43 protein-coding genes, 1 tRNA gene and 3 pseudogenes are annotated in these 23,120 nt (G+C 50.3%); 19 read left to right on the top strand and 28 right to left on the bottom strand.

Going from position 1 to position 23,120, the window contains the following annotated elements:
• The first annotated feature begins 12 nt into the window (after positions 1-12).
• Positions 13-1,119, top strand: a pseudogene (locus C1N58_RS12750) (AAA family ATPase).
• Positions 1,120-1,145: 26 nt separating this feature from the next.
• Here C1N58_RS12750 and ybcJ read toward each other — a convergent pair.
• Positions 1,146-1,358 (bottom strand): ribosome-associated protein YbcJ, encoded by a 213-nt coding sequence (gene ybcJ, locus C1N58_RS12745; protein ID WP_006117853.1) that lies wholly within the window; start codon positions 1,356-1,358, stop codon positions 1,146-1,148.
• Entirely contained in the window at positions 1,358-2,224 is an 867-nt protein-coding gene (gene folD / locus C1N58_RS12740) for a bifunctional methylenetetrahydrofolate dehydrogenase/methenyltetrahydrofolate cyclohydrolase FolD (RefSeq protein ID WP_006117852.1), read from the bottom strand. Before folD ends, ybcJ begins: the two co-directional genes overlap by 1 nt.
• A gap of 174 nt (positions 2,225-2,398) precedes the next feature.
• Between folD and C1N58_RS12735 the strand changes: the two genes are divergently transcribed.
• Positions 2,399-2,902: a DUF1198 family protein gene (locus C1N58_RS12735; RefSeq protein ID WP_054634384.1), complete on the top strand. Its 504-nt coding sequence runs from the start codon at positions 2,399-2,401 to the stop codon at positions 2,900-2,902.
• A gap of 94 nt (positions 2,903-2,996) precedes the next feature.
• Positions 2,997-3,073 (top strand) — tRNA-Arg (locus C1N58_RS12730).
• 30 nt (positions 3,074-3,103) lie between these two features.
• Here the strand turns inward: C1N58_RS12730 and C1N58_RS12725 are convergent.
• The 22 genes and pseudogenes from C1N58_RS12725 to C1N58_RS12620 form a co-directional block, all read right to left on the bottom strand.
• Entirely contained in the window at positions 3,104-4,252 is a 1,149-nt protein-coding gene (locus C1N58_RS12725) for a tyrosine-type recombinase/integrase (RefSeq protein WP_394550999.1), read from the bottom strand.
• Positions 4,253-4,386: 134 nt separating this feature from the next.
• Positions 4,387-4,458, bottom strand: a pseudogene (locus tag C1N58_RS12720) (helix-turn-helix domain-containing protein); the annotation flags it as partial.
• Between the two features lie 125 nt (positions 4,459-4,583).
• The gene (locus C1N58_RS12715) at positions 4,584-4,748 is read right to left on the bottom strand and encodes a hypothetical protein (protein WP_394550997.1); all 165 of its coding nucleotides are present in this window, start codon (positions 4,746-4,748) and stop codon (positions 4,584-4,586) included.
• A 7-nt stretch (positions 4,749-4,755) separates the two neighbouring features.
• Positions 4,756-5,346, bottom strand: coding sequence for an MT-A70 family methyltransferase (locus tag C1N58_RS12710; RefSeq protein WP_394550995.1), 591 nt, complete (start codon positions 5,344-5,346; stop codon positions 4,756-4,758).
• The gene (locus C1N58_RS12705; RefSeq protein WP_394550993.1) at positions 5,339-5,827 is read right to left on the bottom strand and encodes a class I SAM-dependent methyltransferase; all 489 of its coding nucleotides are present in this window, start codon (positions 5,825-5,827) and stop codon (positions 5,339-5,341) included. The genes C1N58_RS12710 and C1N58_RS12705 overlap by 8 nt, the downstream gene beginning before the upstream one ends.
• A gap of 45 nt (positions 5,828-5,872) precedes the next feature.
• Entirely contained in the window at positions 5,873-6,406 is a 534-nt protein-coding gene (locus C1N58_RS12700; protein WP_394550991.1) for a hypothetical protein, read from the bottom strand.
• A gap of 271 nt (positions 6,407-6,677) precedes the next feature.
• Complete coding sequence (locus C1N58_RS12695; protein WP_394550989.1) at positions 6,678-6,938, bottom strand: hypothetical protein; 261 nt, start codon at positions 6,936-6,938, stop codon at positions 6,678-6,680.
• Positions 6,938-7,177 carry a DNA polymerase III subunit theta gene (locus tag C1N58_RS12690; protein WP_394550987.1) on the bottom strand — a complete coding sequence of 80 codons (240 nt, stop codon included), beginning with the start codon at positions 7,175-7,177 and terminating at the stop codon, positions 6,938-6,940. Before C1N58_RS12690 ends, C1N58_RS12695 begins: the two co-directional genes overlap by 1 nt.
• A gap of 36 nt (positions 7,178-7,213) precedes the next feature.
• Entirely contained in the window at positions 7,214-7,432 is a 219-nt protein-coding gene (locus tag C1N58_RS12685) for a hypothetical protein (RefSeq protein WP_394550985.1), read from the bottom strand.
• On the bottom strand, positions 7,425-7,781 hold the full coding sequence (locus C1N58_RS12680; protein ID WP_394550983.1) for a hypothetical protein: 357 nt from the start codon (positions 7,779-7,781) through the stop codon (positions 7,425-7,427). The genes C1N58_RS12685 and C1N58_RS12680 overlap by 8 nt, the downstream gene beginning before the upstream one ends.
• Complete coding sequence (locus C1N58_RS12675; protein WP_006117561.1) at positions 7,771-7,977, bottom strand: hypothetical protein; 207 nt, start codon at positions 7,975-7,977, stop codon at positions 7,771-7,773. Before C1N58_RS12675 ends, C1N58_RS12680 begins: the two co-directional genes overlap by 11 nt.
• The gene (locus C1N58_RS12670) at positions 7,974-8,135 is read right to left on the bottom strand and encodes a hypothetical protein (RefSeq protein ID WP_394564220.1); all 162 of its coding nucleotides are present in this window, start codon (positions 8,133-8,135) and stop codon (positions 7,974-7,976) included. Before C1N58_RS12670 ends, C1N58_RS12675 begins: the two co-directional genes overlap by 4 nt.
• Position 8,136: 1 nt before the next feature.
• Positions 8,137-8,484 carry a hypothetical protein gene (locus tag C1N58_RS12665; RefSeq protein ID WP_394550980.1) on the bottom strand — a complete coding sequence of 116 codons (348 nt, stop codon included), beginning with the start codon at positions 8,482-8,484 and terminating at the stop codon, positions 8,137-8,139.
• Positions 8,475-8,693, bottom strand: coding sequence for a hypothetical protein (locus C1N58_RS12660; RefSeq protein WP_394550978.1), 219 nt, complete (start codon positions 8,691-8,693; stop codon positions 8,475-8,477). The genes C1N58_RS12665 and C1N58_RS12660 overlap by 10 nt, the downstream gene beginning before the upstream one ends.
• A 14-nt stretch (positions 8,694-8,707) precedes the next feature.
• Entirely contained in the window at positions 8,708-8,893 is a 186-nt protein-coding gene (locus C1N58_RS12655) for a DUF1317 family protein (RefSeq protein WP_394551005.1), read from the bottom strand.
• Between the two features lie 2 nt (positions 8,894-8,895).
• Complete coding sequence (gene recT / locus C1N58_RS12650) at positions 8,896-9,711, bottom strand: recombination protein RecT (protein ID WP_394550976.1); 816 nt, start codon at positions 9,709-9,711, stop codon at positions 8,896-8,898.
• Positions 9,704-10,522: pseudogene (locus C1N58_RS12645) on the bottom strand (PD-(D/E)XK nuclease-like domain-containing protein); the annotation flags it as partial. The gene recT and the pseudogene C1N58_RS12645, both read right to left, overlap by 8 nt.
• Complete coding sequence (locus C1N58_RS12640; RefSeq protein WP_394550974.1) at positions 10,522-10,833, bottom strand: hypothetical protein; 312 nt, start codon at positions 10,831-10,833, stop codon at positions 10,522-10,524. The pseudogene C1N58_RS12645 and the gene C1N58_RS12640, both read right to left, overlap by 1 nt.
• 112 nt (positions 10,834-10,945) lie before the next feature.
• The gene (locus tag C1N58_RS12635) at positions 10,946-11,083 is read right to left on the bottom strand and encodes a protease FtsH-inhibitory lysogeny factor CIII (protein ID WP_151160884.1); all 138 of its coding nucleotides are present in this window, start codon (positions 11,081-11,083) and stop codon (positions 10,946-10,948) included.
• 151 nt (positions 11,084-11,234) lie between these two features.
• Entirely contained in the window at positions 11,235-11,381 is a 147-nt protein-coding gene (locus C1N58_RS12630) for a hypothetical protein (RefSeq protein WP_394550972.1), read from the bottom strand.
• A gap of 19 nt (positions 11,382-11,400) precedes the next feature.
• A complete protein-coding gene (locus C1N58_RS12625; RefSeq protein ID WP_394550970.1) occupies positions 11,401-11,667 on the bottom strand; it encodes a hypothetical protein in 267 nt (88 codons plus the stop codon).
• Positions 11,668-11,821: 154 nt separating this feature from the next.
• On the bottom strand, positions 11,822-12,049 hold the full coding sequence (locus C1N58_RS12620; RefSeq protein ID WP_394551509.1) for a hypothetical protein: 228 nt from the start codon (positions 12,047-12,049) through the stop codon (positions 11,822-11,824).
• Positions 12,050-12,690: 641 nt separating this feature from the next.
• Here C1N58_RS12620 and C1N58_RS12615 point away from each other — a divergent pair.
• Positions 12,691-12,888 carry a hypothetical protein gene (locus C1N58_RS12615; protein WP_394551511.1) on the top strand — a complete coding sequence of 66 codons (198 nt, stop codon included), beginning with the start codon at positions 12,691-12,693 and terminating at the stop codon, positions 12,886-12,888.
• Between the two features lie 31 nt (positions 12,889-12,919).
• Here the strand turns inward: C1N58_RS12615 and C1N58_RS12610 are convergent, their stop codons facing one another.
• From C1N58_RS12610 to C1N58_RS12600, 3 genes are all read right to left on the bottom strand, one after another.
• Entirely contained in the window at positions 12,920-13,306 is a 387-nt protein-coding gene (locus C1N58_RS12610; protein ID WP_394551513.1) for a hypothetical protein, read from the bottom strand.
• Positions 13,306-13,788, bottom strand: a complete 483-nt coding sequence (locus C1N58_RS12605) for a Panacea domain-containing protein (RefSeq protein ID WP_394551515.1) — start codon at positions 13,786-13,788, stop codon at positions 13,306-13,308. The genes C1N58_RS12610 and C1N58_RS12605 overlap by 1 nt, the downstream gene beginning before the upstream one ends.
• 219 nt (positions 13,789-14,007) lie before the next feature.
• Positions 14,008-14,670 (bottom strand): LexA family protein, encoded by a 663-nt coding sequence (locus C1N58_RS12600; RefSeq protein WP_284181439.1) that lies wholly within the window; start codon positions 14,668-14,670, stop codon positions 14,008-14,010.
• Between the two features lie 104 nt (positions 14,671-14,774).
• Between C1N58_RS12600 and C1N58_RS12595 the strand changes: the two genes are divergently transcribed.
• From C1N58_RS12595 to C1N58_RS12525, 15 genes are all read left to right on the top strand, one after another.
• Positions 14,775-14,984: a helix-turn-helix transcriptional regulator gene (locus C1N58_RS12595; RefSeq protein WP_210453099.1), complete on the top strand. Its 210-nt coding sequence runs from the start codon at positions 14,775-14,777 to the stop codon at positions 14,982-14,984.
• A 114-nt stretch (positions 14,985-15,098) separates the two neighbouring features.
• Positions 15,099-15,377 carry a lambda phage CII family protein gene (locus C1N58_RS12590; protein WP_394551518.1) on the top strand — a complete coding sequence of 93 codons (279 nt, stop codon included), beginning with the start codon at positions 15,099-15,101 and terminating at the stop codon, positions 15,375-15,377.
• Positions 15,378-15,411: 34 nt separating this feature from the next.
• Positions 15,412-15,555: a hypothetical protein gene (locus tag C1N58_RS12585; protein WP_394551520.1), complete on the top strand. Its 144-nt coding sequence runs from the start codon at positions 15,412-15,414 to the stop codon at positions 15,553-15,555.
• The gene (locus tag C1N58_RS12580) at positions 15,552-16,367 is read left to right on the top strand and encodes a replication protein (RefSeq protein WP_394551522.1); all 816 of its coding nucleotides are present in this window, start codon (positions 15,552-15,554) and stop codon (positions 16,365-16,367) included. The genes C1N58_RS12585 and C1N58_RS12580 overlap by 4 nt, the downstream gene beginning before the upstream one ends.
• Positions 16,364-17,755, top strand: a complete 1,392-nt coding sequence (locus C1N58_RS12575) for a replicative DNA helicase (protein WP_394551524.1) — start codon at positions 16,364-16,366, stop codon at positions 17,753-17,755. Before C1N58_RS12580 ends, C1N58_RS12575 begins: the two co-directional genes overlap by 4 nt.
• A 51-nt stretch (positions 17,756-17,806) precedes the next feature.
• On the top strand, positions 17,807-18,052 hold the full coding sequence (locus C1N58_RS12570; RefSeq protein ID WP_394551526.1) for a hypothetical protein: 246 nt from the start codon (positions 17,807-17,809) through the stop codon (positions 18,050-18,052).
• A 148-nt stretch (positions 18,053-18,200) separates the two neighbouring features.
• The gene (locus C1N58_RS12565; RefSeq protein ID WP_394551528.1) at positions 18,201-18,509 is read left to right on the top strand and encodes a DUF3850 domain-containing protein; all 309 of its coding nucleotides are present in this window, start codon (positions 18,201-18,203) and stop codon (positions 18,507-18,509) included.
• Between the two features lie 161 nt (positions 18,510-18,670).
• The gene (locus C1N58_RS12560; protein ID WP_394551530.1) at positions 18,671-19,120 is read left to right on the top strand and encodes a recombination protein NinB; all 450 of its coding nucleotides are present in this window, start codon (positions 18,671-18,673) and stop codon (positions 19,118-19,120) included.
• A 187-nt stretch (positions 19,121-19,307) separates the two neighbouring features.
• Positions 19,308-19,589, top strand: a complete 282-nt coding sequence (locus C1N58_RS12555) for a hypothetical protein (protein ID WP_394551532.1) — start codon at positions 19,308-19,310, stop codon at positions 19,587-19,589.
• The gene (locus C1N58_RS12550) at positions 19,586-19,813 is read left to right on the top strand and encodes a protein ninH (RefSeq protein ID WP_394551534.1); all 228 of its coding nucleotides are present in this window, start codon (positions 19,586-19,588) and stop codon (positions 19,811-19,813) included. The genes C1N58_RS12555 and C1N58_RS12550 overlap by 4 nt, the downstream gene beginning before the upstream one ends.
• A gap of 177 nt (positions 19,814-19,990) precedes the next feature.
• Positions 19,991-20,227 carry a hypothetical protein gene (locus C1N58_RS12545; RefSeq protein ID WP_394551536.1) on the top strand — a complete coding sequence of 79 codons (237 nt, stop codon included), beginning with the start codon at positions 19,991-19,993 and terminating at the stop codon, positions 20,225-20,227.
• Positions 20,224-20,499, top strand: a complete 276-nt coding sequence (locus C1N58_RS12540; RefSeq protein WP_394564219.1) for a protein NinF — start codon at positions 20,224-20,226, stop codon at positions 20,497-20,499. Before C1N58_RS12545 ends, C1N58_RS12540 begins: the two co-directional genes overlap by 4 nt.
• Positions 20,492-20,770 carry a hypothetical protein gene (locus C1N58_RS12535; protein ID WP_394551421.1) on the top strand — a complete coding sequence of 93 codons (279 nt, stop codon included), beginning with the start codon at positions 20,492-20,494 and terminating at the stop codon, positions 20,768-20,770. Before C1N58_RS12540 ends, C1N58_RS12535 begins: the two co-directional genes overlap by 8 nt.
• Positions 20,763-21,341, top strand: a complete 579-nt coding sequence (locus tag C1N58_RS12530; RefSeq protein ID WP_394564218.1) for a recombination protein NinG — start codon at positions 20,763-20,765, stop codon at positions 21,339-21,341. The genes C1N58_RS12535 and C1N58_RS12530 overlap by 8 nt, the downstream gene beginning before the upstream one ends.
• Before the next feature lie 115 nt (positions 21,342-21,456).
• Positions 21,457-22,278 (top strand): antitermination protein, encoded by an 822-nt coding sequence (locus C1N58_RS12525; RefSeq protein ID WP_394551425.1) that lies wholly within the window; start codon positions 21,457-21,459, stop codon positions 22,276-22,278.
• Positions 22,279-22,339: 61 nt separating this feature from the next.
• Here C1N58_RS12525 and C1N58_RS12520 read toward each other — a convergent pair whose 3' ends face one another.
• Entirely contained in the window at positions 22,340-23,113 is a 774-nt protein-coding gene (locus tag C1N58_RS12520; RefSeq protein ID WP_078829177.1) for a helix-turn-helix domain-containing protein, read from the bottom strand.
• Positions 23,114-23,120: the final 7 nt, after the last annotated feature.

Raw genomic sequence — 23,120 nt, 5'->3', positions numbered from 1 at the left:
CCTTTTTTGTCGATGACGATAAAGCAGATTCACATTCGCGGTTTCCGTTCGGTACGCGATCTCACGCTTCCGCTGCACCCGCTCAACGTGGTGAGCGGTCCCAACGGCTGTGGTAAATCCAATCTTTATAAAGCGGTGCGGCTGCTGCACGAGGCGGCTAACGGACGGCTTGCGCTGGCGCTGGCCGAAGAGGGCGGGGGGCAAAAAGTGATGTGGGCGGGCGGATTGCGCCGTGGCGACCGCCGACATGATCCTAAGCGGCTCATCCTGGCCGTGACGATGGATGATATGGATTACCAGCTGGAAACCGGTTTTCCTGAACCGCTATCAACCAGCCTGTTTAACCTGGATCCGCTGGTTAAAGAAGAACGCATCTGGCTGAGTGGCCAGCAGCGCCGACCGTCTTCCTGCATTATGCAGCGCACTAATCAGACCGCCTTTCTGCATAACATCGACGGAGAGCGCGTCAGTTATGCTGGCGTACTGCATCCTGAAGAATCCCTGTTTGGACAACTGGGGGAGCCGCACCGCTATCCCGAACTTTCCCGGATGCGTGAACGCCTGAAAGCATGGCGCTTTTATCATGAGTTTGCCGTCTGGCCAGGTTCACCGATTCGTTCGCCGCAGATTGGCGTGCGCGCACCCGTTCTGGCCCATGATGGCAGTAATCTCGCCGCAGCATGGGCAACGATAGTGGAACGTGGGCATCATGAACTGTTGTATAAAGTGATGAAAACAGCCTTCCCGGACACTGAGTTTCAGGTGGATGTGCAGAACGGACGTTTTCAGATGCTGATGCAGCGCCAGGGCATTTTGCGCCCGCTGGAAAGCGCCGAATTTTCCGATGGTACGCTGCGCTTCCTGTGCCTGGTCGTGGCGCTGCTCAGCCCGCGCCCGCCTGCCTTTATGGCGCTGAACGAGCCTGAAAACAGCCTGCATGAGGATTAACTGCCTGCCCTTGCCGCCCTGATTGCCGAGGCCAGTCAGTTCAGTCAGTTATGGATCACCAGCCATTCGCCCCGGCTGGCGACGCTGATTGCACAACATGCAGAGGTCAGTCACATTGCGCTGGAGCAGGTTAACGGTGAGACGCGGATAGTGGGAGAGGCGCGGATTTAAGGTGCCCCACCTGGGGCACCAGCGGATCAGGCAACAACGGTAACGCGCTGCCCGGCAAACTCGACCGTTTGCCCCTGAAAGATTTTGCAGCGCTTACGGGTTTCGACTTCGCCGTCGACCCGCACCTCGCCGTCACCGATCGCCACTTTAGCCTGTGCACCGCTTTCTACCCAGCCTTCAAGTTTCAGCAGATCGCAGAGATCAACGTGGGGAAATTTGCCCAAAGAAAACGTAGCCATTATGCCTGCTCCCCATCATGAAACGCTTCGCATGCCTGCAAGGTATTTTGAATAAGTGTCGCCACGGTCATTGGCCCTACGCCACCCGGAACCGGGGTGATATAAGAAGCACGTTCAAAGGCAGCCTCATAATCCACATCCCCGACCACTTTGCCGCTTTCAAGACGGTTAATACCGACATCGATGACGATTGCGCCCGGTTTAATCCAGTCGCCCGGAATAAAATGGGGTTTACCGACCGCGACAATCAGCAGATCGGCGTGTTCAACATGGTGGCGCAGATCGCGGGTAAAACGGTGCGTGACGGTGGTTGTGCAGCCGGCTAACAGCAGTTCCATGCTCATGGGACGGCCCACAATGTTTGATGCACCGACAACCACCGCATTGAGCCCGTAAGCATCAATGTTGTAGCGCTCCAGCAGTGTCACAATGCCGCGCGGGGTGCACGGGCGCAGTTTTGGCGCACGCTGGCACAGGCGACCAACGTTATAGGGATGGAAACCATCAACATCTTTATCGGGCGTGATGCGCTCAAGCACTTTGACGTTATCAATGCCGGCTGGCAAAGGCAGTTGCACCAGAATGCCATCGATCGTGTTGTCGCTGTTCAGAGTATCAATCAGCTGCAGCAATTCCGCTTCACTGGTGGTGTCGGGCAGATCGTAAGAGCGGGAGATAAAGCCGACTTCTTCACAGGCGCGGCGTTTGCTGCCGACATAAATCTGTGAGGCAGGGTTCTCACCTACCAAAACTACGGCCAGACCCGGTGCACGTTTACCGGCGGCCAGGCGTTGTTTCACTTTTTCTGCAACCTCAAGCCGTACCTGCTGCGCAATCGTTTTACCGTCAATAATTTTTGCTGCCATCAGAGCGTAAATCCACTGTGTTGAGTTTGAATCGGGAATGGCGCCTATTTTGTCAGAAGCACGTCCGGCTGTCAGGTAGAGATTCTGACCACAGTGTGGTTACCGACATTTCGCCGTGACGAAAGTATGGGTTAACGCTTATGATGCCAGACAGAGAAATGAAGGGAAGACGTAATGATTTGGTTAATAATCGCCACTTTAGTTGTCGTGTTTGTTATAGGCTTCCAGCTGCTGACCGCCGGTTCACGCCATGCCGCGCAGGCGCTCAGTAAGCGTCTACAACTCCCGCCGGTTCATATCGAATCCATGCTTTCCCTGATGGGAAAGGAGGCGGCAAAAGAGTTTACCGACTACATCAGCGGTGATAATGAAGCACATCTGAATAATGGTGCGGCAGTGCTGGTAATCTGGCAGGTGATGATTGTCGATGGCAGCGATGAAAATCTCTGGCGCTGGCACGGCGCACTCAGCCGGGCAGGCTTTACCGCGACGATTTCCCGCCAGCAGTTGTTGCTGGCGTTGGGCTTTTTGCGCCAGCTGGAACCGGATAGTCATGAGCTCAATGCGCTACGCGAGCAATATAATACGCGCGTGACTCAGCAAGGCGTTGAGCTGGAAGGTGAAACTGCCGAGGTGAGTAACCTGGTGTCGCTGAGCGCCTGGCGAGACAAACATTAGCGAAAATTGGTCATTACCTGGGCACTCACCGCGTCGGCGCGGCAAAAACGTTGACGTAACAGCGTTCAACCGTATAATTCGACCCAACCTCTCCGCGCCCTTAGCTCAGCTGGATAGAGCACCGGCCTTCTAAGCCGTAGGTCACAGGTTCGAATCCTGTAGGGCGCGCCACTATCTTTCAATGAGTTACCTCCTTTCTCATCAAGCCAGTTTTTCAATGTGGGACAGATTTGGGACACGACTGCCAAAAATCGCGTCAATTTGCCTCGCATGTTCCGTTAAGTGGTTAGGTGCCAGGTGAGCATAACGCTGTACCATTTCGATGCTTTCCCAGCCGCCCATTTCCTGCAATGCCGACAGCGGCACTCCGGCCTGAATTAACCAACTCGCCCAGGTGTGCCTCAGGTCATGAAAGCGGAAATCCTCAATGCCTGCCCTTTTCAGTGCGGCGCGCCACGCGGTATTTGAGTCGACACGCATCTTCCTGACACTTGCCGTAGAGGTCCCGTCATTTCGCTTCACCGATTCGGTGTGAACAAACACCCATACGTTGTGCCGGCCGATTTGCCTTCTCAGTACCGACTCAGCCATATCATTCAGCGCTACGCCAATAGCCCTGCCTGATTTGCTGTCCTCCGGGTAAATCCACGCCACTTTGCGCTGCAGGTCAATCTGTTGCCATTTCAGGTCAACGATATTGGAACGTCGCAATCCTGTTGCCAAAGCAAACTCTACGGTAGACTTGAGTGGTTCCGGGCATTCGTTTATCAGACGCTGTGCTTCAGCGGGTTCGAGCCACCGCACCCGCTTGTTTCTTTCCTGAGGCACCTTAATGACCGGTGACTTCTCGATCCATTTCCATTCACGCTCAGCGGCCCGCATAAGCGCTTTCATTAATGCCAGGTGCTTAGCCTTCGTCGATGTTGATACGGCTTCAGGCTTATATGTGCCGGCATCGATTCCTTTCTTAGCCATGGATATGGCGCGCTGATCAAACCGTTCCTTAGCCTTCCTGTTGGTCATCCTGCTGACTGCGGCGTAAATCTTTGCCTCAGTGATATCCTTCAGCAAAACCCCTTCAAAATGCATGAGCCAGAATCCAATCCGGCCCTTGTCAGCATCAAGAGATTTCTTGTGCGCCTTTTCTTCCAGCCAGCGCAGGCATGCCTCTTCAAACGTTACGTCCGGGAAATCCCCGAGTCGTTCTATTCGCCAGAGTTCAGCCTTTCTCCGATCGTGCAACTCCTGTGCCTGCTTTCGGTCCTCTGTGCCAAGAGATTCTTTAATGCGCTTCCCGCCTGGCGTCGTGTAACTCCCGTACCAGACGGAACCTCTGCGGAAGATCGACATGATGTTTTCTCCTCATATGCATCTGCCGCGCTCACGGTGACAGTGTGCATTGGATTATTGAGAGCGGCAATACATGCCTGGCGGGTTAAGAGATAGGGTGACTTAGGTTTGCTTGGGTCCTTGCGCGTTGCCATCAGGCGGCCGGTGCGTATCCACTGCTGGCACGTAGGCCGGGATATGCCGAGGAACGCGCACGCCTCATCCATAGAAAGGGCGTAACTTTCCATATCTACTCCTCAGGTGGCTTGCTGCGTTTGAATGCGTAAATGAGAGCGATGAGAAGGGCGAGAGTGAGAATGTCGCCCGGTTCGGCGGTTATGGTGATGTTCATTCACGCATACCATTTAGATACTTTCTTCCACTCCTCCACTACTTCTGGATAGCCAAGCGCGATGAGAAATTCACACAGCGTATCATCAGCCTCGCCGTGTGCATTTTCAGTATCCCAATCCCCCTGGCACTCAATAAGCTTCTTGATTGCATCATCTTTTGTCATGATCGCCTCACGCTGCTGATCGTTTGTTTATTGGATAAAACTCACCGCCCACTAATCTGACGCTGGTATCCAGCTCATTGCCCCACGAATCCCAACCCTGATCGGCGGTGCGTGCGAACAACTCAATGCGCGGCACTTCACCGATGAGCTTCACCAGGCTGTCACGGATAATCTGAGGCTTAGCGCTGTGCTCCATGCGTGGTGCGCTGATGTGCTGGCATATGGATGCATCCATGCGTTTCGGCAGTCGTCCCTTCACCGCAAACAGACAATCCTCGCTGTTTGCCCGCGTCATGTGGCCCATTCCGATTGCACTGTTCCCTTTGAGCTTGTTCGTCTTGTGCCAGGTGAATCCCTTCATTGTCATGAGCCGGAAACCCCACGCCTCGACAACCTTTAACGCCTCCAGCGGCTGAGTCGGCACCCACCACATGGCAAGCAGGCATGAGTCAGGATCGGCAAGTGACCACACGGGTAACCGGCAGATATCCTGCAGCGTCATAACCGGGTATTTGTGGCAGGCACCGCGGTTGCCATCATTGGCCTTGTCGCGGTATGACCATGGCGGATCGGCGTAAATAAGCCGGTATTTACCCATGTCGCTCTCCTGACTTGAGAAAGATAACCCAGTGGGTTTTATCGCCCTTGCCAGTGCGCTGCCAGATAGTGGGCTTCTGGTCAGTGAGAGCTATCACCTTGCTTACTGGTATCTGAGTTTCATTCCATTTGAAAATCAGCGTGCCGTGCGGGCGAAGGACTCGAAACGCCTCTCGGAATCCAGCGGCAATGTCTTGTGGCCACGTTGATTTATCCAGCGCGCCATACTTCTTTTTCATCCATGCGTTATCGCCAACCTTTTCAAGATGAGGTGGGTCAAACACAACCTGGGCGAAAGTGTTGTCAGGAAATGGAAGCGCCCGAAAGTCGGCGATGATGTCAGGGCTAATCTGTAGAGTGCGACCATCACACAAAACATGCTGCTCGGCGCGACGGTCTGTAAAAACAGCGCGCTCATCCTGCTTATCCATCCAGAACATGCGCGATCCGCAGCACATATCCAATATGCTTACTTCAGACATAACAACTCCTCACGCAGAGCGAGATAAAGGTTAATGGTGTGGGGGTTACTTCAGAGTGACGTGGGGGATTTTTCCAGCGGCTATAGAGTCGTACACTTGCTCAATCGCGTGAATCACAGCAGTGTTATTGTAGTTCGTGGCGAAATTCCTCATTGCAGCAATAGCCTCCTCACGCTTGCGCTCCGCTTCCTTGCGTATTGGACGGAACCTGAAAGCGCTTGGAGTTGATGCGTATTCTTTACCGCTATCCAGCATCTGATAAACGATAATCGAGCCTGAAGCATAGTTTATCTTGCATCGTGACCACCCGCGTGGAACCTCTCGCTCACACTCACACCCAACCGGCGGCAACCATTGGACATCCCATTCAGGCTGCTTTGATGCGGCAAGGGCGGCTTCGTATTCCTCGTATGAAACGCATCCTATACCGCTGAAATTTAATCCACCCATAATAAATGGCGCTCGGCCTTTAGAATGGAAAATTACAGTGCCATTAATACCATTAGAGGCTACAGTGTAACCACCCGGCCAGCCGCCGAGGTTCGGCAATTCCTTCACTAATAGATCAATCAGCTTCATGCCACTCTCCTTTGTTTATTGGCGCGCTCAATGCGCTCGTAATCTTCCCTACATTCGCTGCAGCAGAAGAATCCGGTCGATACCTTCTCTTCGCAGTAATGGCAGGTGCCTGTGAATTGCATGTGTGGCTTACATCGGTTGGCTAATGCAAGTTGCAGGTTGAATGCTTCAAGCTCTGCTGCTTCATCAATTGGGTCAGAACACATAGTGGCTACTCCTGAATTTAGGCAATAAAAAACCCCGCCGTGGCGAGGTATCTTTATTTTGGTTTCTATTTGCGCATTTCGACGGGTTTGGTCTCATGCTTGATGATAGCTTTATGAATTACCTCATCGTCAGGTCTGGTGTAGTATGCAATTAGGTACACGAACCTTTCCCCGGAACTGGAAGCGGGCGATAAAAACTCACCCGCCGTGTAAGATTCTTGCTTACCTGAATCAGTATTTGTCAGCAGAATATGGGTAGTCGCATATCCCTCTCCCTGCCAAACTTCAGTGCTTCCGTCATTCCTGAATACAACAAATTCGGCCATCACTTTTCCTCCTTCTGATAAACCGGGTCAGTACCACGCGGAAACTGTAGCGCCGCGTTCCTGTAATGCTGCAGACGCTCCCTGAAGTATTCCCTGTATTCCTCCGGCTGCTGCATCTCCACTTCCATGGGAATAACCGGCATATTCATACGCTCCTTGTACGCAACGCCAGACGCGGCTAAATCCACGTTAACCTTATCGCGTTCTTCTTTGCTTCTTGCTGCTATGTTGTGTGACATGCGATGCCCTCCTGAATGGAGTATATCGCGGATGAGTCAGGAGGGAATGGTTGGTTTTGCGAAGAGGGGTTCGGGGTCGCCGACGTATATTTCTGCCTCTTCAAGCGTGTGGCAAAGTATACCTTTCACCTCATACGCATGTGGCTCACTAAACGCCTGCCGATAAGCCAAGAGCTCTTTTGCCATTGCTGATGCATCGCCACAGTAAACATGATCATCTTCAGCAATGAGCCGCAAATCCTCATCACTAATCATCCTGACCTCCCGGCGCTGCTGGGTAGCCCAAACCTTTATCAGTGAACTCAATGCGCACTTTTGTCGGATCAGCGCATTTTGGTTCGTCACCATTGCGGAATACAACAAAGCTCATTCCGTGCAGTTCCGCCATTCGCTCAGCTTCTTTCTGCCAATCGCTTACAGGCTGTGCGGTGGCGTTAAGGCGCTCAAGAGCAAAGCGCATAACCTTAAGCTGCATTTCGTCATCTTCATCTAGGCCAAAAGGAAGCTCATCGCAGATATTTTCCAATTCGGAAATCTGCGGCTTTAGCCACTCAATAAGCGCCTGCACATCACCATCAACTGGATTGGGGGAATTAGTTGTCATGGTTGGTGACCTCGAAAGAGTGATTTTGTATCGCCTCAATCAATTCATCTGCATCAACAGTGAAAACCTTCAGCGTTTCGCACCCGCCTATTTTTGCGCCTGATATTCTGTATCCGCCGCTATTGTCACAAATGCACAGCGACAGGCTGCCGTTAATGTTATGGCATACCTCAACACGAACTTGTTTATTGCTCATTTGCGCCTCCGCTTCTGCGCTGCACGTTTTTGCTGAGCGGCATAACCGCGCTTGTTATTAACCGGATATGAATTACCGGCGATACCGAAAACCAACTGGTTCTGTAATTTCGCGGCTGCCAATATGCTCATCGCAGACCACATTGCCATTTTTCGCATATCAACCCGCCTTATCCGCAGTGCCTTGGGTGCCGGAGCGGATTAAATCCGAAAGCTCCTGAATTGTCTGATGGTCGACTAAATCTCTGTCAGGCATCTGAGTGATGTTATATTTCTGATAGACATGAGCCGCTTCACTGCATAGCTCAATTGCTTTTGCAGAAATCGCATCCAGCTTCTGCTGCAACTCGGCTATCTCGTTGTGCATGTCTGTAATTAGGGATTCAAGTTCGCGCCCGGGCCTACTTTTAGTGCAATGCTCAGCCCATTCTCTTTCTTTAAGAAGGGTCAGGATTGCCTTAACATCAGCTACCAGATCATCCTGCTCTTTAAGTTTTGCTACTGACATTTTTGTTCTCCTGAATCCGCTACAGACACCACGACCAGCTCATCGTTATCGAATGACTCTGGCTTATCGTTGATGTAACAAAGCACCTTATTGGCAAGGTGCCTGACGTTGGTAACCATGGCTAACTGCTCATCGGCTAATACGATGAACATGAAGCTGTTGAGGCGATATGCCGGTATGCGGCATTGCCTGCGGTGAAGTGTTTGCATGGGAGTGTGTCCGGTTAGGCGACTGTTAAGCTAAGCGCCGCCACCAGGAGCTTTAGCTTTCTATCCTGCCGCTCGGCTGCTAATTGAGCCTTAATGGGATTGGTTGTCAGCGTGTTATCAGGTAGCAACCATGCTTTGCGCTGCCAGAAAAAAGGGAGCGTAACGCTCCCGACTTTCATTGGACTGTAAGGGTTCTGCATCATCACTCCTCACTGGAGCCATCCAGTACGCTGTATTCAGCACTGAGCACTGAGGCGTTGTCCTGATCGACGTCGCTCTCAGCCTTCTCATCAAGGATGACGGCCTTCTGCATTTCGATGCTCACTGGCAGGTATTTGAACATTCGGCGGATGACGGTTTTCTTCGCCATCTCTTCCCAGTGCGTAACCCAGGGTCCGTTTGATGACGCTTTGCTTTGTGCCTTGACCTTTTCAACCTGCTTAACGGTCATGACCTCAAACTGAGTTCCGCCGTCTTTGAGTCGTGCCACGGCATAAACATGGGTAATAGGGGCGTCTTCATTTTCGCCCGGGCGGTGAATCAGGTTTTCATCAAGTCCGTACTCAAAGCTAAACTCATCATCAGCGCGAACTACGCGGGCGGATAGGCTGACGATTTGACCGGACCGGCGGGCGAGGTCAATCATGCCGCGATAGCCAATAATCAGTTGAACGTTAGACTGACCTGATTTTGAACGTCCATTGCCGAACGGCAGAAGATACGCATGACCAAGCGCGCTGCCAGGCTCCAGGCCAAGCTGAGAGCACTGTACGACCGCCCCGATAAAGCTGCTCTGGTCACATGTTGCCAGTGCCGGTGTTTTGCGAATCTCAGTGGTGACAATGCGAATCATGCGATCTGCAGTCATGTGGCGGGGCAGCGCCGCGGCAAGCTGGCTTTTCATTGCAGGCTGATTCATGAAGCCAACCAGCGTCTGCTCTGGCGTTTTATTGGCTACCTGCTTGCCTGTATTGGCCTTCTGCAGGTCAGCGCTGGCGATTGGTGGCTGGTTAGACATTTCGGATTTCCTTAGCCCAGTACGGGAGTGAAAGAGTTGCGATGCCCGGCCATTCATTCCTTGCCTGGCATTCTGCATAAGTGGTTAGGTTGCGCTTGTATTCGGCACGGCCAGCATCTTTAGCCTGCTGATCCATAATAAAGACCTGAACTGGATAGCGTCCGCAGTCGATGGATGAGCTGACTACCAGAAACGCGAAGGTAGGAACCTCGCAGAACTGAGCTTCATATCCATCTGAATAAAAAGCGTCCTGAACGTGATAGCGGTATGAGTAGAAGTCCTTTTGAAACTTGCCGATGTCGGCTGTGCTTTTTACGTCCACGCACCAGTTAAACTCGGTGATCAATTTGTCAGGACGACAGCGGGATAAAACCTGTGTGTCACGGTCATTCCAGTAAATGCTTGCCTCTGCTTTTCCTTCAGTTTCAAGCATCCACCGGGCCACAGGATGAGCAAAGGCGCTGTCACGCATTAACCGCAATTTACGGTTGTCGTCGTGCGTGATGGGTGTGATGCCTTGCTGTTCACACATTTCCAGAAAGTCCTGCTCTTTTTGCTTCCCTGCGTTGGTGCGCCGGTTAACTTCGGGGCCAATCATGAATCGCTTGCTGAATTCATCAGGTTCAAGCAGGAGGCAATGCAGGGCCGTGCCTAAATCCAGTGCCGCGGTTTTCTCATCATCAACAGGTGCTGATTTGCGCCACTGGAATATTGCCGGGCTGACAGCGATATCATCCAGCTGTGATTTGCTGATTCCCGGTCCGGCGTGATATTCCTCGTTGCTGATGTCGTAATAAACGCCGGGCTGCATTACGCCACCTCATCAAAACTGTGTTTACTGGTCCAGATTGCAATAGCCCGCTCACGCCGGGCCACCTTCACCATCATGTCGCGCAGGAACGCCTCAGCCTCAATGTGCTGATCGTCGTCGTCATCAAACATCTCAATGGCGGGGTAGTCGTAAAATCGCGTCATGAACTGGCAGGCGGGAGCAATCAGTGGGTTAATCTTGTGACGTTCCATGTTGTCATCGACTTCCTTACCGATGCGCTCCAGCTCATCATCAGGAAGGTTGTCTGCAATCTCCTGAATCTCACGCTTTGCTTTGATGTTGAATCTCATTTGAAAGCCCTCCGCAACAGCTGCATTGCCATAGCCCACTTAACCTTGTCGCCGTATAGCTGAGCCTCCCTGGAAAGCTCCTGAGCGCGTCTGAAGAAGTTGGTTTTCATGGTTATGGCCTGCCTGGTTGATTTAAGGTGTCAACGAACCAGCGTCCAATGCGGCGAAGCTGTTCGGTTAAGCGTGAAAGTTGAGATGTGTTATTACAGGAGCCACCCACAGGGAAGGCTCCCACTAATGCGTATTGCATATGGGTAACTCCGTTGAATTGATGATTTAACAGGGAAAAAGAAAGGGGCCATTGCGGCCCCTGGTTGGTACTTCTTTCTTACTGTCTGAGCCCCTCTAAAGGCGTTGGTGCGTAGCACCTCAAAGCCGTCTAAGCAGACAGCTTTACGGTGTCACTCTTCGCCAGCAAGCGCTTTAAGGGTTGCCAGTGTTTCCTCGAAATCTACTGAGCACTCCTCACAGCACTCATCGAATATCATCAGGTCTTCCCTGATGCATTCCAGAATCGCCGCGCACTGCTGAACTGATAATTCAGGCATCCTCTCTCTCCTGTAGTGGTTACTGGCCCAATGCTTTAGCAATGGCAGCGCGAATCTCTTCAATGCGGTCATCGTTAATAGCGGCGCGATTTGCCATGACATCGAACAGGACTGCCTGAAGCGCCTCAAGAAGCTCAGGTGCTGCGGCGATTAGGCGTGCGTTTGCTAACTGTGCCAATGACTCATCAACAAGAGCCACAAAATAATTGCCAGCATTTATGCTAACTTTTCCGTTTTCTACGCCGCCGCGATACCACGGTCCCGGCGTGCCTTTAAACTCACTCATACAACCCCCTAAACAAACGCATAAACACACACTCCCATAACCGCAAAGACTGCCCAGCCTAGCCAAAAGTTCTCAGTGGATATCATGGGAGTGCTCCAGTAAAAAAAGCTGCGGGTTAGGCAGCCTGTCCAACTATCCGGAAATTCCGGATAGTTCACTTAATCTCGTCTCGTAAATATTCGAGCTTAGACAGCGCAGCAAGGTAACCGCGTTCCCACTGAATGGGTAAACCTCCCAACTTTGTTTTGCGAAGCTCGTCACGCACCATCAATATGGCCTCATTAATGATTTCAACCTTGCCTTCTTTGATGGCTTGGTTGCGTGGCTTCTTGCGCTGCTTAGGCAGGTTTCGCAAACATGCTGGCATATATCCTGATGCCATCTCTCACCTCGCTGTCACAATGTCTTTAGATTTCCGATACCCTGCTGCGTATTTCGCAACCTCTGGCAAACAAGCTGACCCACTCTCATGCTTACTACGCATAGAAGGGGAGTTGATTGCGCGGGATACTGTCAGGCTGCATCCGGTGCTCGCTACGGCGATTTTGCGTGCCAGGCGTGCGTCTGATTCCATTTGCTCACGCTTAGCTGCTCTGCGTGCTCTGTAGCGCGCCTTGGCGTTATCCTTTGCCAGATAAGTGATGACTACTGTCATAAGTACCTCCGGTAATTGGCTTGGGTGGTGTGGCCGGGATTGAACCGGCGACGCGATTCCATGGCTGGGCCTACGAATCCGCTCTACCTGCTGAGCTACACACCCCAAAGCCAACTGCACTTTGGTTTCCTCCTGTAAGAGAGGAACATTCCCATCAATGTTAAAGAGCGCCGACATCCTGTCGTTTGTTGCTGTGCTTCGTGCTGATGGGTTAAATATACAAAACGTATTCACCATGTGCAATACAATATGTATACTAATTTCAGTGAGTATACGTAATGTCATGAAAAATAATGTGATTTATTTTTTATGAGGTTGGTTTTGAAGTGATAGATTGGTGTTGGTTGGGGTTATTTCCGGATAAGAAAATGAACATCGACGAAGAACGCCTACACATGGTCGTCTACGCCATAGGCCGTGTGGTGATAGAAATCAGAGCGGAAGGTAAATCAGTGAGTGATGCTGAGATTATCGAAAGGCTGGAGCACTACAGGAATCTGGAGACTAACACGATAGGGAAGGGTGTTTACCGGGATGCTGCTATGTTAGTGAGGACGGGAAAGTGACATGCATAAAAAACCCGGCGCGGCGGCCGGGTTAATCCTTCTCTTTCGAGGGTTTATTCGAGGGGAAAAGACCTCTTATAACGCCGAGAAAGGCAGCAAAAACATTAAGAGTTACAGCTGAAGTTATAGCTATTAAAACATTCTCAGAAAACAGTTCTTTGTCAAACCTAAACTTCACACAGGCGTAAATACCCAACAGCCAGCACCATCCGTAAAGTGACTTTCTCGCTACCTTGTAGGCTTTATCACCATACTTGTCCCGCAATGCACGGTCAGCTTTCCGGTCCTCAACGTCTTCCTTGATTAAGGATGGGTGTCTGCTTTGAGTTCCTGCCCTGGCGGCATCCACATCAGACTTGTCCTCAGGTATAGCACCTTCAGAAACGTTTAAAGATATGTCATCAATGGATTGCGACATTATTTAATGCAACGCTTAAGGGTATCATTATCAATGACAGCGCTTGTGTCGCTAGTTTGCGACCATGCGGTTCCATCCATGTGAGTCAAGGCAGAGAGCTGTGTAGCTCTCAGGCTACCATACACGCTTATTATCTTATCAATGAGCTGGTTAGTCCTAAAATCCGTTGCAGGAACCATGGGTGTCACGAACTGTATGTTTAAATTTTCTGGGTTCCATCCATTACCATCAATAGTACTTATAAGGTGGTTGATGGAGTTAGCCCCATAGCTTTTCATCTCATGATAAAGAGAGGGGATGACCGGACCATATTGCCACTTGGCAAAGAAGTCGTCGAAGAGCGGTTCATCATAAATTTTAAGATGCCATGATTGAGCATAGAACATCAGTTTTTGTAACTTCATTGGGGACAGGTCAGGAATCATTCCGTTCTGTGCCCTGCTAATGAAGGCGTTAGCAACAGCAACGGTTGGATATGCCATCTGAGCCTCCTTATGATGTAAAATTTGGACGTAAAGCGTCATCTCCGAAAGCAAAAGCAATAAGAGTGACCTGTATAAATGAACAGTGGTTATAATAACCCCAAGTCCAACATACTGTCCATCCTAAATGTATTATCGGACATAGTCACCAAATTGGTGACAAATTTGGATCTTGGAAGGTTTACTCTTTACCCAAACGCCTCTTCCGTCCACTGAGCCTTAAAGCAACCGTAACTTTGTCTCAATAGCCACACCAATTATTCTACAGTTGCCATCAATAGGGATGAGTGGCCATTGTGGATTCAGACCCTTAAGGTACTTCTGAGAACCATCAATGATCAGCTTCTTAAACGTGGCTTCATTGTCATCTACTAGCTTAGCAATAACCAAGTTTCCATTAGCTGCTTCGCGTCCAGTGTCGAAGAGAACATAGGTGCCTTCTGGTATGCTCAAGCCCATTGGAGATGTCATTGAATCACCTTCAACTTCTAACCAGAATGATGCACCCTGAGTATGCGCGTCAGACTCCAGCCAAAGATCGACATCCTTCAATGCATAAGGCTCCGTTGCCTCTGCCCAGGCTCCCGCCTGAACCTTACTTATCACCGGATACTTCCTCCCTGGTGTGTAGTGCTCCTTGAAACTCACATTAGGCATTGAACCGTGTGAAGGAGAAATCGTTCCATCTTCGTTAACCAGAAACTCCTTCATACCAAGATATCTAAGTATCTTTGCGATGTCCTCGATTCCCGGCTCTCTTCTTGCATTGAGCCAATGGCTAACTGCACCTTTAGTTATGCCAAGGTGTTCCGCTAGCTTTTCCTGGTTAATGCCCAAATCCTTCATTCGGGATTTGGCAAGGTCGTACCATTTCATATTCATTCCCTGATCATACAATTCGTAGTCTTTTTATCGAGACACAATACGTATATTTTCTTGCGCCTTTCAGATACAAAATGTATACTTCGATTTTAAAGGAGGACCCTATGAATAACTTACGCAACATCCGTAAGCAGCTGGGCCTGACGCAGGGAGAGTTAGCTCTCGAGCTTGGTTTAACCAAAGGTGCAATTGGTCATTATGAAAATGGCCGTCGCAGCCTAAACGTAACTCAGTGTCGTGAACTGTTGGCCGTATTCAACAAACACGGTGCGTCAGTGGGAATTGATGACTTATTCCCACCCACAGCAGCTTAAGCAACACCGCTCTTTAAAACTCTGAAACCGCTCCCGCCTGACAGTGGGGCAAAACCCAAGTGACTTGCTCACCGCAATTTCACGTAACTACTTAATACCAAGGAATATTACGAAATGGAAAACGCAAAGAAACGCAACGAGGCGCTGAAAATTCAAAGCGCGTTGCTTAACAAGATCGCCTTGCTCGGCACCGAGAAAACAGCCGCCGCAGTTGGTGTGGATAAGGCACAGATAAGCCGCTGGAAACGCGACTGGCTGCCGAAGTTCGCAATGTTACTTGCAGTGCTTGAATGGGGAATCGTTGATGACGAGATGGCTCATTTAGCCCGGCAGGTGGCGATGATACTGACCAAAGAAAAAGGCCCCAAGAACGGCGAATTCTTCGAGGCCTGATGCGAAATGACTGGATCAATTCACAGGAGTAATTATGCCAAAGAAACACGTTGTGTACCAGGCGGATTTACACAAAAACATTACCCGATCCCGATATTTGCGCTCATGTAACCCGATTCTGGCTGAGAAGCTGAGAGAGATACTGGAAGAGCACAAGGAGAAGGAGAAGGGCAAATGAATGTTGTACGTAACCTATCAGATTATCGCCCTTCTACTGAGGGTATGGAGCGTCGCGTGGCTCAACTGGAAGATGGTTTTACCCGTCTTGCCAATGCGCTGTATGACGAGCTTATCGGTGCTGATTTAACCAAGAATCAGAGCAAGGTAGCACATGCCATCTGCCGTAAAACATATGGCTTTGGCAAGAAGATGGACCGCATTGCCGACAGCCAGCTTGCAGAGCTGACAAGACTTCCCCGCCAGAAAGTTAACAAGGCCAAGAATGAGCTTATCGAGATGAAAGTCATCATCCGAGAGGGTAACAAGATTGGCCCAAACAAAGAAGTCTCGGAGTGGTGTGTGACAGGGTGTCACTACTCTGGTGATAATGTCACTGCATTGGTGACAAAAAGTGTCACCAAAACGGTGACAGGGTTGTCACCAAAACAGAGTCACACAAAAGAAACTATTCAAAAGAAAAAAGAAAACACCCCCTTACCCCCTACGGGTGTAAGCGCCGACCGTGTTAAACCTGCAAAGCGAAAACCAGTTCACATCAACTACGAAGCCTGCATGCAGAGCTACAACGAACTTGCTGGTGAACGACTTCCTCATGCAGTCGAACTCAGCGAAGAGCGTAAGCGCAAACTCAAAACCATCGTCACCTCCCTGGCTACGCCAAACGAAGATGGCTTCCGTGCTTACGTCAGCGCCTTCATGCAGCAGGCACGTCCGTTCCACTTCGGTGATAACGACCGTGAATGGGTCGCGACATTCGACTTCTTGCTTCAACGCAAAACGCTCACCAAAGTTCGCGAGGGAACGCTATGACAAACACAGACATTGAAGCCAGCGTGATTGGTGGTCTTCTGATTGGCGGTTATACGCCGGATGCAGGGGATGTGATCGCCACCCTGGATGAATCAGCATTCAGCACAACCCTTTACCGTGAAACCTTCCGCGAGATTAAGCGCCAAGCTAAGCAACGTGGACTGATTGACGGTCTGATGGTTGCCGAAGCAATGGGTGAAGGCAATTTCGGTCATATCATGCAGACCATGCGCCAGACGCCCAGCGCCGCAAACCTGAAAGGGTATGCTCGCGTCGTCAGTGAATACTCAATGGTGCGCCGGTTCAGCGAGCTGCTATCCAAGGGTCAGGACGCAATCAACACTTCGGGTAATCATGAGATTGCCATGAACCACATCAGCGAATTCATGGCATCGCTTAGTGAGATTGATCGACCAAGCGATCAGGTCAGGCCGATGCACATTCGCGATGTTCTGGATGGCTATAACGACCTTCTGGAGAAGCGACTTAGGCAGGGTGATGACTCCGATACGCTCAAGACAGGAATTCCAGAACTGGACCAGATTACCGGAGGAATTAACAACGTCGACCTGGTTATTGTGGCCGCCCGACCCGGAATGGGAAAAACGGAGTTCGCGCTTACCGTGGCTGAGGGAGTGGCAAAACAACCATGCCCTGGAAGCGATAAGAAGCGTGGCGTGATGATTTTCAGCATGGAAATGGACAGCAATCAGATCGTCGAGCGTCAGATTGCCGGTGCCGGAAACCTGCCTGTATCAGCACTGCGAAACCCTTCAAAAATGGACGATGAGTGCTGGGCCAAAGTAACTATGGGCCTCGGCACGCTGATGGAGCTTGATGTGTGGATTGTCGATGCCAGCAAAATGACCGTCGAACAAATCCGCGCCATTGCAGAACGCCATAAGCGCACCTACCCGTCACTGTCTCTCATTCTGGTTGATTATCTCGGTCTGATTGACAAGCCCAAGGCAGATCGCAACGACCTTGCCATTGCTCACATCTCAGGAAGTCTCAAGCGCATGGCAAAGGATTTAAAAACCCCCGTCATGTCACTCAGCCAGCTTTCCCGAGACGTTGAGAAGCGCCCTAAGGGACAACGCAGACCGACAAACGCAGACCTGCGCGATTCAGGAAGTATTGAGCAGGACGCAGACAGCATCATCATGCTTTACCGAGAAGCTGTTTACGATGAGGAATCACCTGCGGCTAAGTATGCAGAAATCATCGTCACTAAAAACCGATTCGGACAACTGGGAACGGTATTCCAGGAGTTCAGAAACGGACATTTCAAGCCAACCGATCAGCAAGAAGCAGAGAAAATTTGCAGGCCTAAACATCATCAGGAAAGTCCTGCGCCACGTAAATACCAACGGGGGGCGTCCGTATGATGAACTCACGCCAGCAGCCGGTTAAACCAAAGAGAGGGGGAGGGTTTTAGGATGAAAGCTCATTACATGCGAGATGACCACCTTTTCGTGGCATTGCCATTGGACACTGAAGAAGCCCTGGACGTCATTTACAAAGAGTTTTGCAACGGTTATGGGGCGGGTCTTTTATGCACCAAACACCCAGCAATCAGCGAATATGTAAGCGCTAAAAATGATTGGGAGCTATTCAGGCATCCAGCAAAAGCATGGCTGGATAATTTCGCCAAAGTTATTTTGGAGGACTCATGCGCCAACTAACCGCCAGTGAAGCAAGCAACGATGAGATGGAGCGGCAGAGGTTTGAAGTTAGCTATTCAAATCTGATGGGAACTCCAACTACCGTTCTCTGTAACCTTCGCACTTATGGAGGCTATGAATATACGGATGGTGACAGGTTAAACATTACATGGGCTATTTGGCAGGCAGCATTGAAAAGCAAGCAGGGGGAAGTATGACAGAGCATGGGCTTAAAATTTTACCCGAGCATTACGAACCGGTTGAATCTGGCATCAAACGGGCTGAACTCCGCAAAAATGACCGTGACTATAAGCAAGGAGATACTTTAAATCTCTGCGAATGGGACGGAAATAACTTCACTGGTCGATTCGCCATAAGGGTGATTTCACATGTGGCAGACGTTTCCACTTACCTGCCCGGCTACGTATTGCTAAGCCTCGAAGATGCGGGGCCGGCTCACGATGATTTGATGTGGTGAGGTAATTATGAACAACGTCATCCCGCTCCGCCGCGACCCACTCCGCAAGGCCTTCGAAGTAATCGACACACTCAAAGACACCAAACTTTCACCGGGCCAAGAGCGCATCGCTGATGAGGCTTTGTCGTGGCTCCAGAAAGCTATCGAAGAGAGATACAGCAATGGAGACACAACGCTACCTGCTTCGTAACAACGACATCCGACAGAACTGCATCAGCGCCATTCAGCAACTACCAGCCAATCCCGATAAGCCAATCGAAATCGTCATCCAGGAACGCAAGCGAAGCTCAGATCAGAATCGCCGTATGTGGCCGCTTTTGCATGACCTCTCCGCGCAGGTTACCTGGTACGGGCAAAAATACACACCGGAAGACTGGAAAGACCTCATCACAGCCCTCGTAGCGAAATCAAAAAACGAACATCAGCGCACTGCACCCGGTATCGGCGGCGGCGTCGTCATGTTCGGCTCACGCACAAGCAAGATGCGGGTAAGCGAGATGGTGGAAGTTATTGAGGCGATTTACTGGTTTGGCACTGAGCAAAACGTGAAGTTCAGCGACGAGGCCCGGCTGGAAATCGAATGGGCTCAGAGGTTTGGAAAGAGCAAATGACACCATTCACCGACATATCAGCAGCAATCGAAGAAGCTGTATGGCTTTCCCATATCTACCGAAAGGCGCATTGCGTTTACCAGCGTTTCGACGGGCTTATGGAGGTCAGGCCAGAGCATCCCGATCGCAATCCAATGTACACCACTGGCGCGCCGGGGATAGTAACCACTGATTACGGGAGTGCAGTATGACACCACTAAAGGGTAGAGAGATTACTCAGACACAATTTTTCAAGATTTGCAGTGAATACGACGAGGGTAAACCGAATTTGTTGAGCATAGAGGGTAGAGAGCCATCCTTTGACCGTGGTGTTATCCATTTCACCCTGCGAAAAGACCGCGGCACTCACTTTACCGGAATTGGGATTATGGCAGTAAGCCTGACCCAGCATAACGGTGGTCAAATAGCGGCTGATGCTTTGCATGAACTCAAGCGCTGGCTGTTTTTGTATCAGGAGCGCTCAGCATGAACGCACATATAAAAACCATTCCTGAGCTACTGGTTACCACCAGGGGCAATCAGACAAAGGTTGGCGAAATACTTGGCATAAGCAGGCATACCGTCCGCGAATATGCCAGAGACTTCGAAGCCAAAAAGCACATAGTCATCAACGGCGTCCTGATGGTGGCACAGGGTAATCGCGGCATAAGAAGCAAAGGTGGAGACATTGAAAATCACACCCTTCGTGCATGACGCATGCGACGCGGACACCGCTGACGAACTCCTCTCCCGATACAAACTCCGAAACATCCAGGCAACCAAGACGCTCGCATTCGACCCGCGCCTGTGGATTGTCACTGCGTTGTTGCCAACCTATCGGGAAAGGCCAATACCAACCAGGCAGTATAAAAACCCAATGTGGAGCAGGTTATGACATCAAAGGCTGATTACACCTATCTGGACATGCTTATTCAGGAAAGTGTCGCCTCGGGAAACAATACTTTCGCAAAAATCGACTCAGGAGATGTTCATAACCAATCCAAATTACTTGAGCAGGAAATAAAAAGTGAGGCCTTCCGCATTATCGACCGCCGCTTACAAGCCCTGCGTAAGAAGGGGTTAATCAAGCACTCAAAAGCCGAGAAATGGACGATTAACTATGAATGACCGCTGCTGCCGATGCCACACCATCCTCACCTCAGAGGATAAGTATCACTACGGCGCTAACTGCGAATCCTGCGAGTGCGATATCGAATGGGAGAACCATGAGCGACACAACCCAATCAAGTCAGCCTACTGGCGCTGGCGAGCAATCTGCTACTGCCTGCGCGTTCTGCGGCACTGCCCTGGCAGACTCACAGGTTTATTGCTGCACCGCCTGCGAGGTAACGCTGATGCTTGACCCCAATTACCTTTTATCAGGAGAAGACAATGGCTGAGTTAAAAGCGGGCGGACTGGCGATTATCATATCTTGTCCCTGGGGAAAGAATGTTGGGAAGGTAGTAAGGCTTATTCGCTTTCTTGGTGAAAGGAATAGTGACTTTACAGAAGAATCAGGTCCGGCATGGGAGATATATTGTGAAAGCGGAATCTATTCTGACGGAGGTACTTACAAATTGTGCGGTTCATTTAGCAGGAGGCTAATGCCAATTGACGGATGCGATTTCAGTCATCAAGACGAGCAACAAAAGGAGCTGACATATGGCTAAAGGCTTAAAAAAGCCGAAGCCGAGAAAATGCAAAATCTGTCCTGAAAAGTTTATCCCCTGCAACAGTCTTCATACCACCTGCTCACCTAAATGCGCCATCCAGTTAGCCACACAGCAATCAGAACGCCGTAAGTTACAGCGCGAGAAAGCTGAGCGCGCCGCATGGAATAAACGCAAAGCCGATGTGAAGCCGTTAAGCCACTGGATAGCAATGACCCAGCGGGCGTTTAACGATTACATCCGGGCGAGAGATGGTGATGTCTGTATCAGTTGCGGGAGCACAACGGCGGTCAGCTACCACGCAGGGCATTTTCGGACGACTGCAGCGGCTTCGCAGTTACGCTTCAGTGAGGACAATGTTCACTCACAGTGCGCATCCTGTAACACCCACCACTCCGGCAACATCGGACCCTACCGAATCAACCTCATAGCAAAAATCGGCATTCAGCGCGTTGAGGTGCTTGAATCAGATAACAACCCTCACCGATACACCCGTGATGAACTGGACGCGATTAGAGCGCGATACAGGGCTTTGACACGTGCATTGGTTAAGCAGAGAGAAGCAGCATGACCGAATACCTAAAAGCCAAATGGCGACGGCTACTTTCCCATTTCCGGCCAACTTACCCAGTCATCCAGCCAGCACACATCCAGAGTTGGGATGCACAACCGAGAAGGAAAAAGCGATGAGCCTTGAATCAACCGTGAAATATCATTACGCGAAAACGCAGAACTTCAGCGGAATGGCACCTCAGACATCACCAGACACACTTACCGGCACTGACTATATCGCCAGCATGGGTATGGCTATGTCACGGGCTCAGATGGGTTACAGCGCTTTTATGGGAAAGGTTGGGATAAGTGAGAACGACGCCGCACGCGCCGTGTCCCTGTTAACTGATTACGCTCTTCAAAACTGCGATAAGGTGGCCGCCTTACGCAAGCTCGACAAGGATATTAAGCGGCAGGTAATGCAAACGCTCGCAACTTTTGCATTTCTCGATTACTGCCAGAGCGCTTCAAGCAAGAAGCCGTGCAAATGCTGCAATGCCACAGGCTTCATCGATGCAGAAGTATTCACCATGAAATCACGCTTTGGCACGCAAAGGCCGGGCGCGGTAACGGAGATTAAGCGCCTTACTGAGTCTCTGCCTGAAAATACGGCTTATCAGGTACGTGATGTTGAGCGCGTTCTCTGTCCTGAGTGCAAAGGGAAATGCGTGGTGTCATCAGCCTGCCGGGATTGTAAAGGGAGGGGTAAGGCCATGATGGAAGCCGAAAGCAAACGCCAAGGCGTGCCGGTTATTGGTGACTGCAAACGGTGCAGTGGGCGAGGGTTCGAGAGAATACCTTCTATAGACGCCCATAATGCAATCTGTGATTTTACCGAATCTGTCAGCCTTGATACGTGGAAGAAAAGCGTTAAACCGTTTTATGACAGCCTGATCGTCAAGCTTGAAATTGAAGAGTCATGGGCTAATGCTGCATTGAATAAGGTTACTGCTTAACTTGCAGGGCCCACTAATGTGGGCTTTTTATTGGTTCATGATACAAAAAGGTATCATATGCTCAATTTTTTTTATCTTTCCCCTCAAGCATCGAGTTGGGTGATGGGTAATCAGCTTTCTGCAAGACTTGAAGGTTTACATTAGCGACCTCAATCCGACTCATTGCTGGCAGTCTATTTTCCATAGACACTGCAGGTATCAGCGTAATTTCCTTGCTTTCAATTTCTTTGTTGCTTATTTCTTCATCAAGATACCTATTATCTAGCGGATGAAGTTTTGATGTTCGAAAGCCTGAAAAAAACTGCCTGAAACTAACAGCCCCGGTGTCCATCATAGCTAGAACGAAGTCCTGATCTTCTACTTCGATCATAGGTTCAAATACTACTATGCACCCTTTGGGGAATCCGTAACCGAAATCATCTGATGACGCCATGCCTTCATCGTCATTGACCAACGCAAATGCTAAATTACTAACTTCGAAACTAATGGGGTAAGTGCGCGGCGCGAACTTTTCATTTCCAACAGAAGTTAACCATTCGAAAATTTCATCTTTCCGTAGTATTGGTATCTTTCTTGTTACATCAGCAGGTGAAACTCTAGCTTTTATTCTTCCGTCACCTTCACCACTTGCCAGCCACTCAGGTGACGTACCTAAGGCAGCAGCTAACCGCAATAGAACTGCCTCGCGAGGCCATGTTCCTCCGCTTTCATATGCTGCTATTTGACGCTGAGATACGCCAGCCAACTCTGCAAGCTCTCTCTGGGTTAATGAATTTATAGCCCTGGCAGATGAAATTCTTTTCCAAAAATCACCTTTAATTTCATATGACTTCATAATAACA

The organism is Pantoea sp. SGAir0180, assembly GCF_043546245.1.
The sequence above is the reverse complement of the archived record's forward strand: the minus strand, read 5'-3'. Positions and strand labels throughout refer to the sequence as shown.

What these genes read in the sequence shown, in the direction of transcription:
- ybcJ (WP_006117853.1), bottom strand. Translation starts at nt 1,358, where the DNA reads ATGGCTACGTTTTCTTTGGGCAAATTTCCCCACGTTGATCTCTGCGAT.
- folD (WP_006117852.1), bottom strand. Translation starts at nt 2,224, where the DNA reads ATGGCAGCAAAAATTATTGACGGTAAAACGATTGCGCAGCAGGTACGG.
- C1N58_RS12735 (WP_054634384.1), top strand. Translation starts at nt 2,399, where the DNA reads ATGATTTGGTTAATAATCGCCACTTTAGTTGTCGTGTTTGTTATAGGC.
- C1N58_RS12725 (WP_394550999.1), bottom strand. Translation starts at nt 4,252, where the DNA reads ATGTCGATCTTCCGCAGAGGTTCCGTCTGGTACGGGAGTTACACGACG.
- C1N58_RS12715 (WP_394550997.1), bottom strand. Translation starts at nt 4,748, where the DNA reads ATGACAAAAGATGATGCAATCAAGAAGCTTATTGAGTGCCAGGGGGAT.
- C1N58_RS12710 (WP_394550995.1), bottom strand. Translation starts at nt 5,346, where the DNA reads ATGGGTAAATACCGGCTTATTTACGCCGATCCGCCATGGTCATACCGC.
- C1N58_RS12705 (WP_394550993.1), bottom strand. Translation starts at nt 5,827, where the DNA reads ATGTCTGAAGTAAGCATATTGGATATGTGCTGCGGATCGCGCATGTTC.
- C1N58_RS12700 (WP_394550991.1), bottom strand. Translation starts at nt 6,406, where the DNA reads ATGAAGCTGATTGATCTATTAGTGAAGGAATTGCCGAACCTCGGCGGC.
- C1N58_RS12695 (WP_394550989.1), bottom strand. Translation starts at nt 6,938, where the DNA reads ATGGCCGAATTTGTTGTATTCAGGAATGACGGAAGCACTGAAGTTTGG.
- C1N58_RS12690 (WP_394550987.1), bottom strand. Translation starts at nt 7,177, where the DNA reads ATGTCACACAACATAGCAGCAAGAAGCAAAGAAGAACGCGATAAGGTT.
- C1N58_RS12685 (WP_394550985.1), bottom strand. Translation starts at nt 7,432, where the DNA reads ATGATTAGTGATGAGGATTTGCGGCTCATTGCTGAAGATGATCATGTT.
- C1N58_RS12680 (WP_394550983.1), bottom strand. Translation starts at nt 7,781, where the DNA reads ATGACAACTAATTCCCCCAATCCAGTTGATGGTGATGTGCAGGCGCTT.
- C1N58_RS12675 (WP_006117561.1), bottom strand. Translation starts at nt 7,977, where the DNA reads ATGAGCAATAAACAAGTTCGTGTTGAGGTATGCCATAACATTAACGGC.
- C1N58_RS12670 (WP_394564220.1), bottom strand. Translation starts at nt 8,135, where the DNA reads ATGCGAAAAATGGCAATGTGGTCTGCGATGAGCATATTGGCAGCCGCG.
- C1N58_RS12665 (WP_394550980.1), bottom strand. Translation starts at nt 8,484, where the DNA reads ATGTCAGTAGCAAAACTTAAAGAGCAGGATGATCTGGTAGCTGATGTT.
- C1N58_RS12660 (WP_394550978.1), bottom strand. Translation starts at nt 8,693, where the DNA reads ATGCAAACACTTCACCGCAGGCAATGCCGCATACCGGCATATCGCCTC.
- C1N58_RS12655 (WP_394551005.1), bottom strand. Translation starts at nt 8,893, where the DNA reads ATGCAGAACCCTTACAGTCCAATGAAAGTCGGGAGCGTTACGCTCCCT.
- recT (WP_394550976.1), bottom strand. Translation starts at nt 9,711, where the DNA reads ATGTCTAACCAGCCACCAATCGCCAGCGCTGACCTGCAGAAGGCCAAT.
- C1N58_RS12640 (WP_394550974.1), bottom strand. Translation starts at nt 10,833, where the DNA reads ATGAGATTCAACATCAAAGCAAAGCGTGAGATTCAGGAGATTGCAGAC.
- C1N58_RS12635 (WP_151160884.1), bottom strand. Translation starts at nt 11,083, where the DNA reads ATGCAATACGCATTAGTGGGAGCCTTCCCTGTGGGTGGCTCCTGTAAT.
- C1N58_RS12630 (WP_394550972.1), bottom strand. Translation starts at nt 11,381, where the DNA reads ATGCCTGAATTATCAGTTCAGCAGTGCGCGGCGATTCTGGAATGCATC.
- C1N58_RS12625 (WP_394550970.1), bottom strand. Translation starts at nt 11,667, where the DNA reads ATGAGTGAGTTTAAAGGCACGCCGGGACCGTGGTATCGCGGCGGCGTA.
- C1N58_RS12620 (WP_394551509.1), bottom strand. Translation starts at nt 12,049, where the DNA reads ATGGCATCAGGATATATGCCAGCATGTTTGCGAAACCTGCCTAAGCAG.
- C1N58_RS12615 (WP_394551511.1), top strand. Translation starts at nt 12,691, where the DNA reads ATGAACATCGACGAAGAACGCCTACACATGGTCGTCTACGCCATAGGC.
- C1N58_RS12610 (WP_394551513.1), bottom strand. Translation starts at nt 13,306, where the DNA reads ATGTCGCAATCCATTGATGACATATCTTTAAACGTTTCTGAAGGTGCT.
- C1N58_RS12605 (WP_394551515.1), bottom strand. Translation starts at nt 13,788, where the DNA reads ATGGCATATCCAACCGTTGCTGTTGCTAACGCCTTCATTAGCAGGGCA.
- C1N58_RS12600 (WP_284181439.1), bottom strand. Translation starts at nt 14,670, where the DNA reads ATGAATATGAAATGGTACGACCTTGCCAAATCCCGAATGAAGGATTTG.
- C1N58_RS12595 (WP_210453099.1), top strand. Translation starts at nt 14,775, where the DNA reads ATGAATAACTTACGCAACATCCGTAAGCAGCTGGGCCTGACGCAGGGA.
- C1N58_RS12590 (WP_394551518.1), top strand. Translation starts at nt 15,099, where the DNA reads ATGGAAAACGCAAAGAAACGCAACGAGGCGCTGAAAATTCAAAGCGCG.
- C1N58_RS12585 (WP_394551520.1), top strand. Translation starts at nt 15,412, where the DNA reads ATGCCAAAGAAACACGTTGTGTACCAGGCGGATTTACACAAAAACATT.
- C1N58_RS12580 (WP_394551522.1), top strand. Translation starts at nt 15,552, where the DNA reads ATGAATGTTGTACGTAACCTATCAGATTATCGCCCTTCTACTGAGGGT.
- C1N58_RS12575 (WP_394551524.1), top strand. Translation starts at nt 16,364, where the DNA reads ATGACAAACACAGACATTGAAGCCAGCGTGATTGGTGGTCTTCTGATT.
- C1N58_RS12570 (WP_394551526.1), top strand. Translation starts at nt 17,807, where the DNA reads ATGAAAGCTCATTACATGCGAGATGACCACCTTTTCGTGGCATTGCCA.
- C1N58_RS12565 (WP_394551528.1), top strand. Translation starts at nt 18,201, where the DNA reads ATGGGCTATTTGGCAGGCAGCATTGAAAAGCAAGCAGGGGGAAGTATG.
- C1N58_RS12560 (WP_394551530.1), top strand. Translation starts at nt 18,671, where the DNA reads ATGGAGACACAACGCTACCTGCTTCGTAACAACGACATCCGACAGAAC.
- C1N58_RS12555 (WP_394551532.1), top strand. Translation starts at nt 19,308, where the DNA reads ATGACACCACTAAAGGGTAGAGAGATTACTCAGACACAATTTTTCAAG.
- C1N58_RS12550 (WP_394551534.1), top strand. Translation starts at nt 19,586, where the DNA reads ATGAACGCACATATAAAAACCATTCCTGAGCTACTGGTTACCACCAGG.
- C1N58_RS12545 (WP_394551536.1), top strand. Translation starts at nt 19,991, where the DNA reads ATGACATCAAAGGCTGATTACACCTATCTGGACATGCTTATTCAGGAA.
- C1N58_RS12540 (WP_394564219.1), top strand. Translation starts at nt 20,224, where the DNA reads ATGACCGCTGCTGCCGATGCCACACCATCCTCACCTCAGAGGATAAGT.
- C1N58_RS12535 (WP_394551421.1), top strand. Translation starts at nt 20,492, where the DNA reads ATGGCTGAGTTAAAAGCGGGCGGACTGGCGATTATCATATCTTGTCCC.
- C1N58_RS12530 (WP_394564218.1), top strand. Translation starts at nt 20,763, where the DNA reads ATGGCTAAAGGCTTAAAAAAGCCGAAGCCGAGAAAATGCAAAATCTGT.
- C1N58_RS12525 (WP_394551425.1), top strand. Translation starts at nt 21,457, where the DNA reads ATGAGCCTTGAATCAACCGTGAAATATCATTACGCGAAAACGCAGAAC.
- C1N58_RS12520 (WP_078829177.1), bottom strand. Translation starts at nt 23,113, where the DNA reads ATGAAGTCATATGAAATTAAAGGTGATTTTTGGAAAAGAATTTCATCT.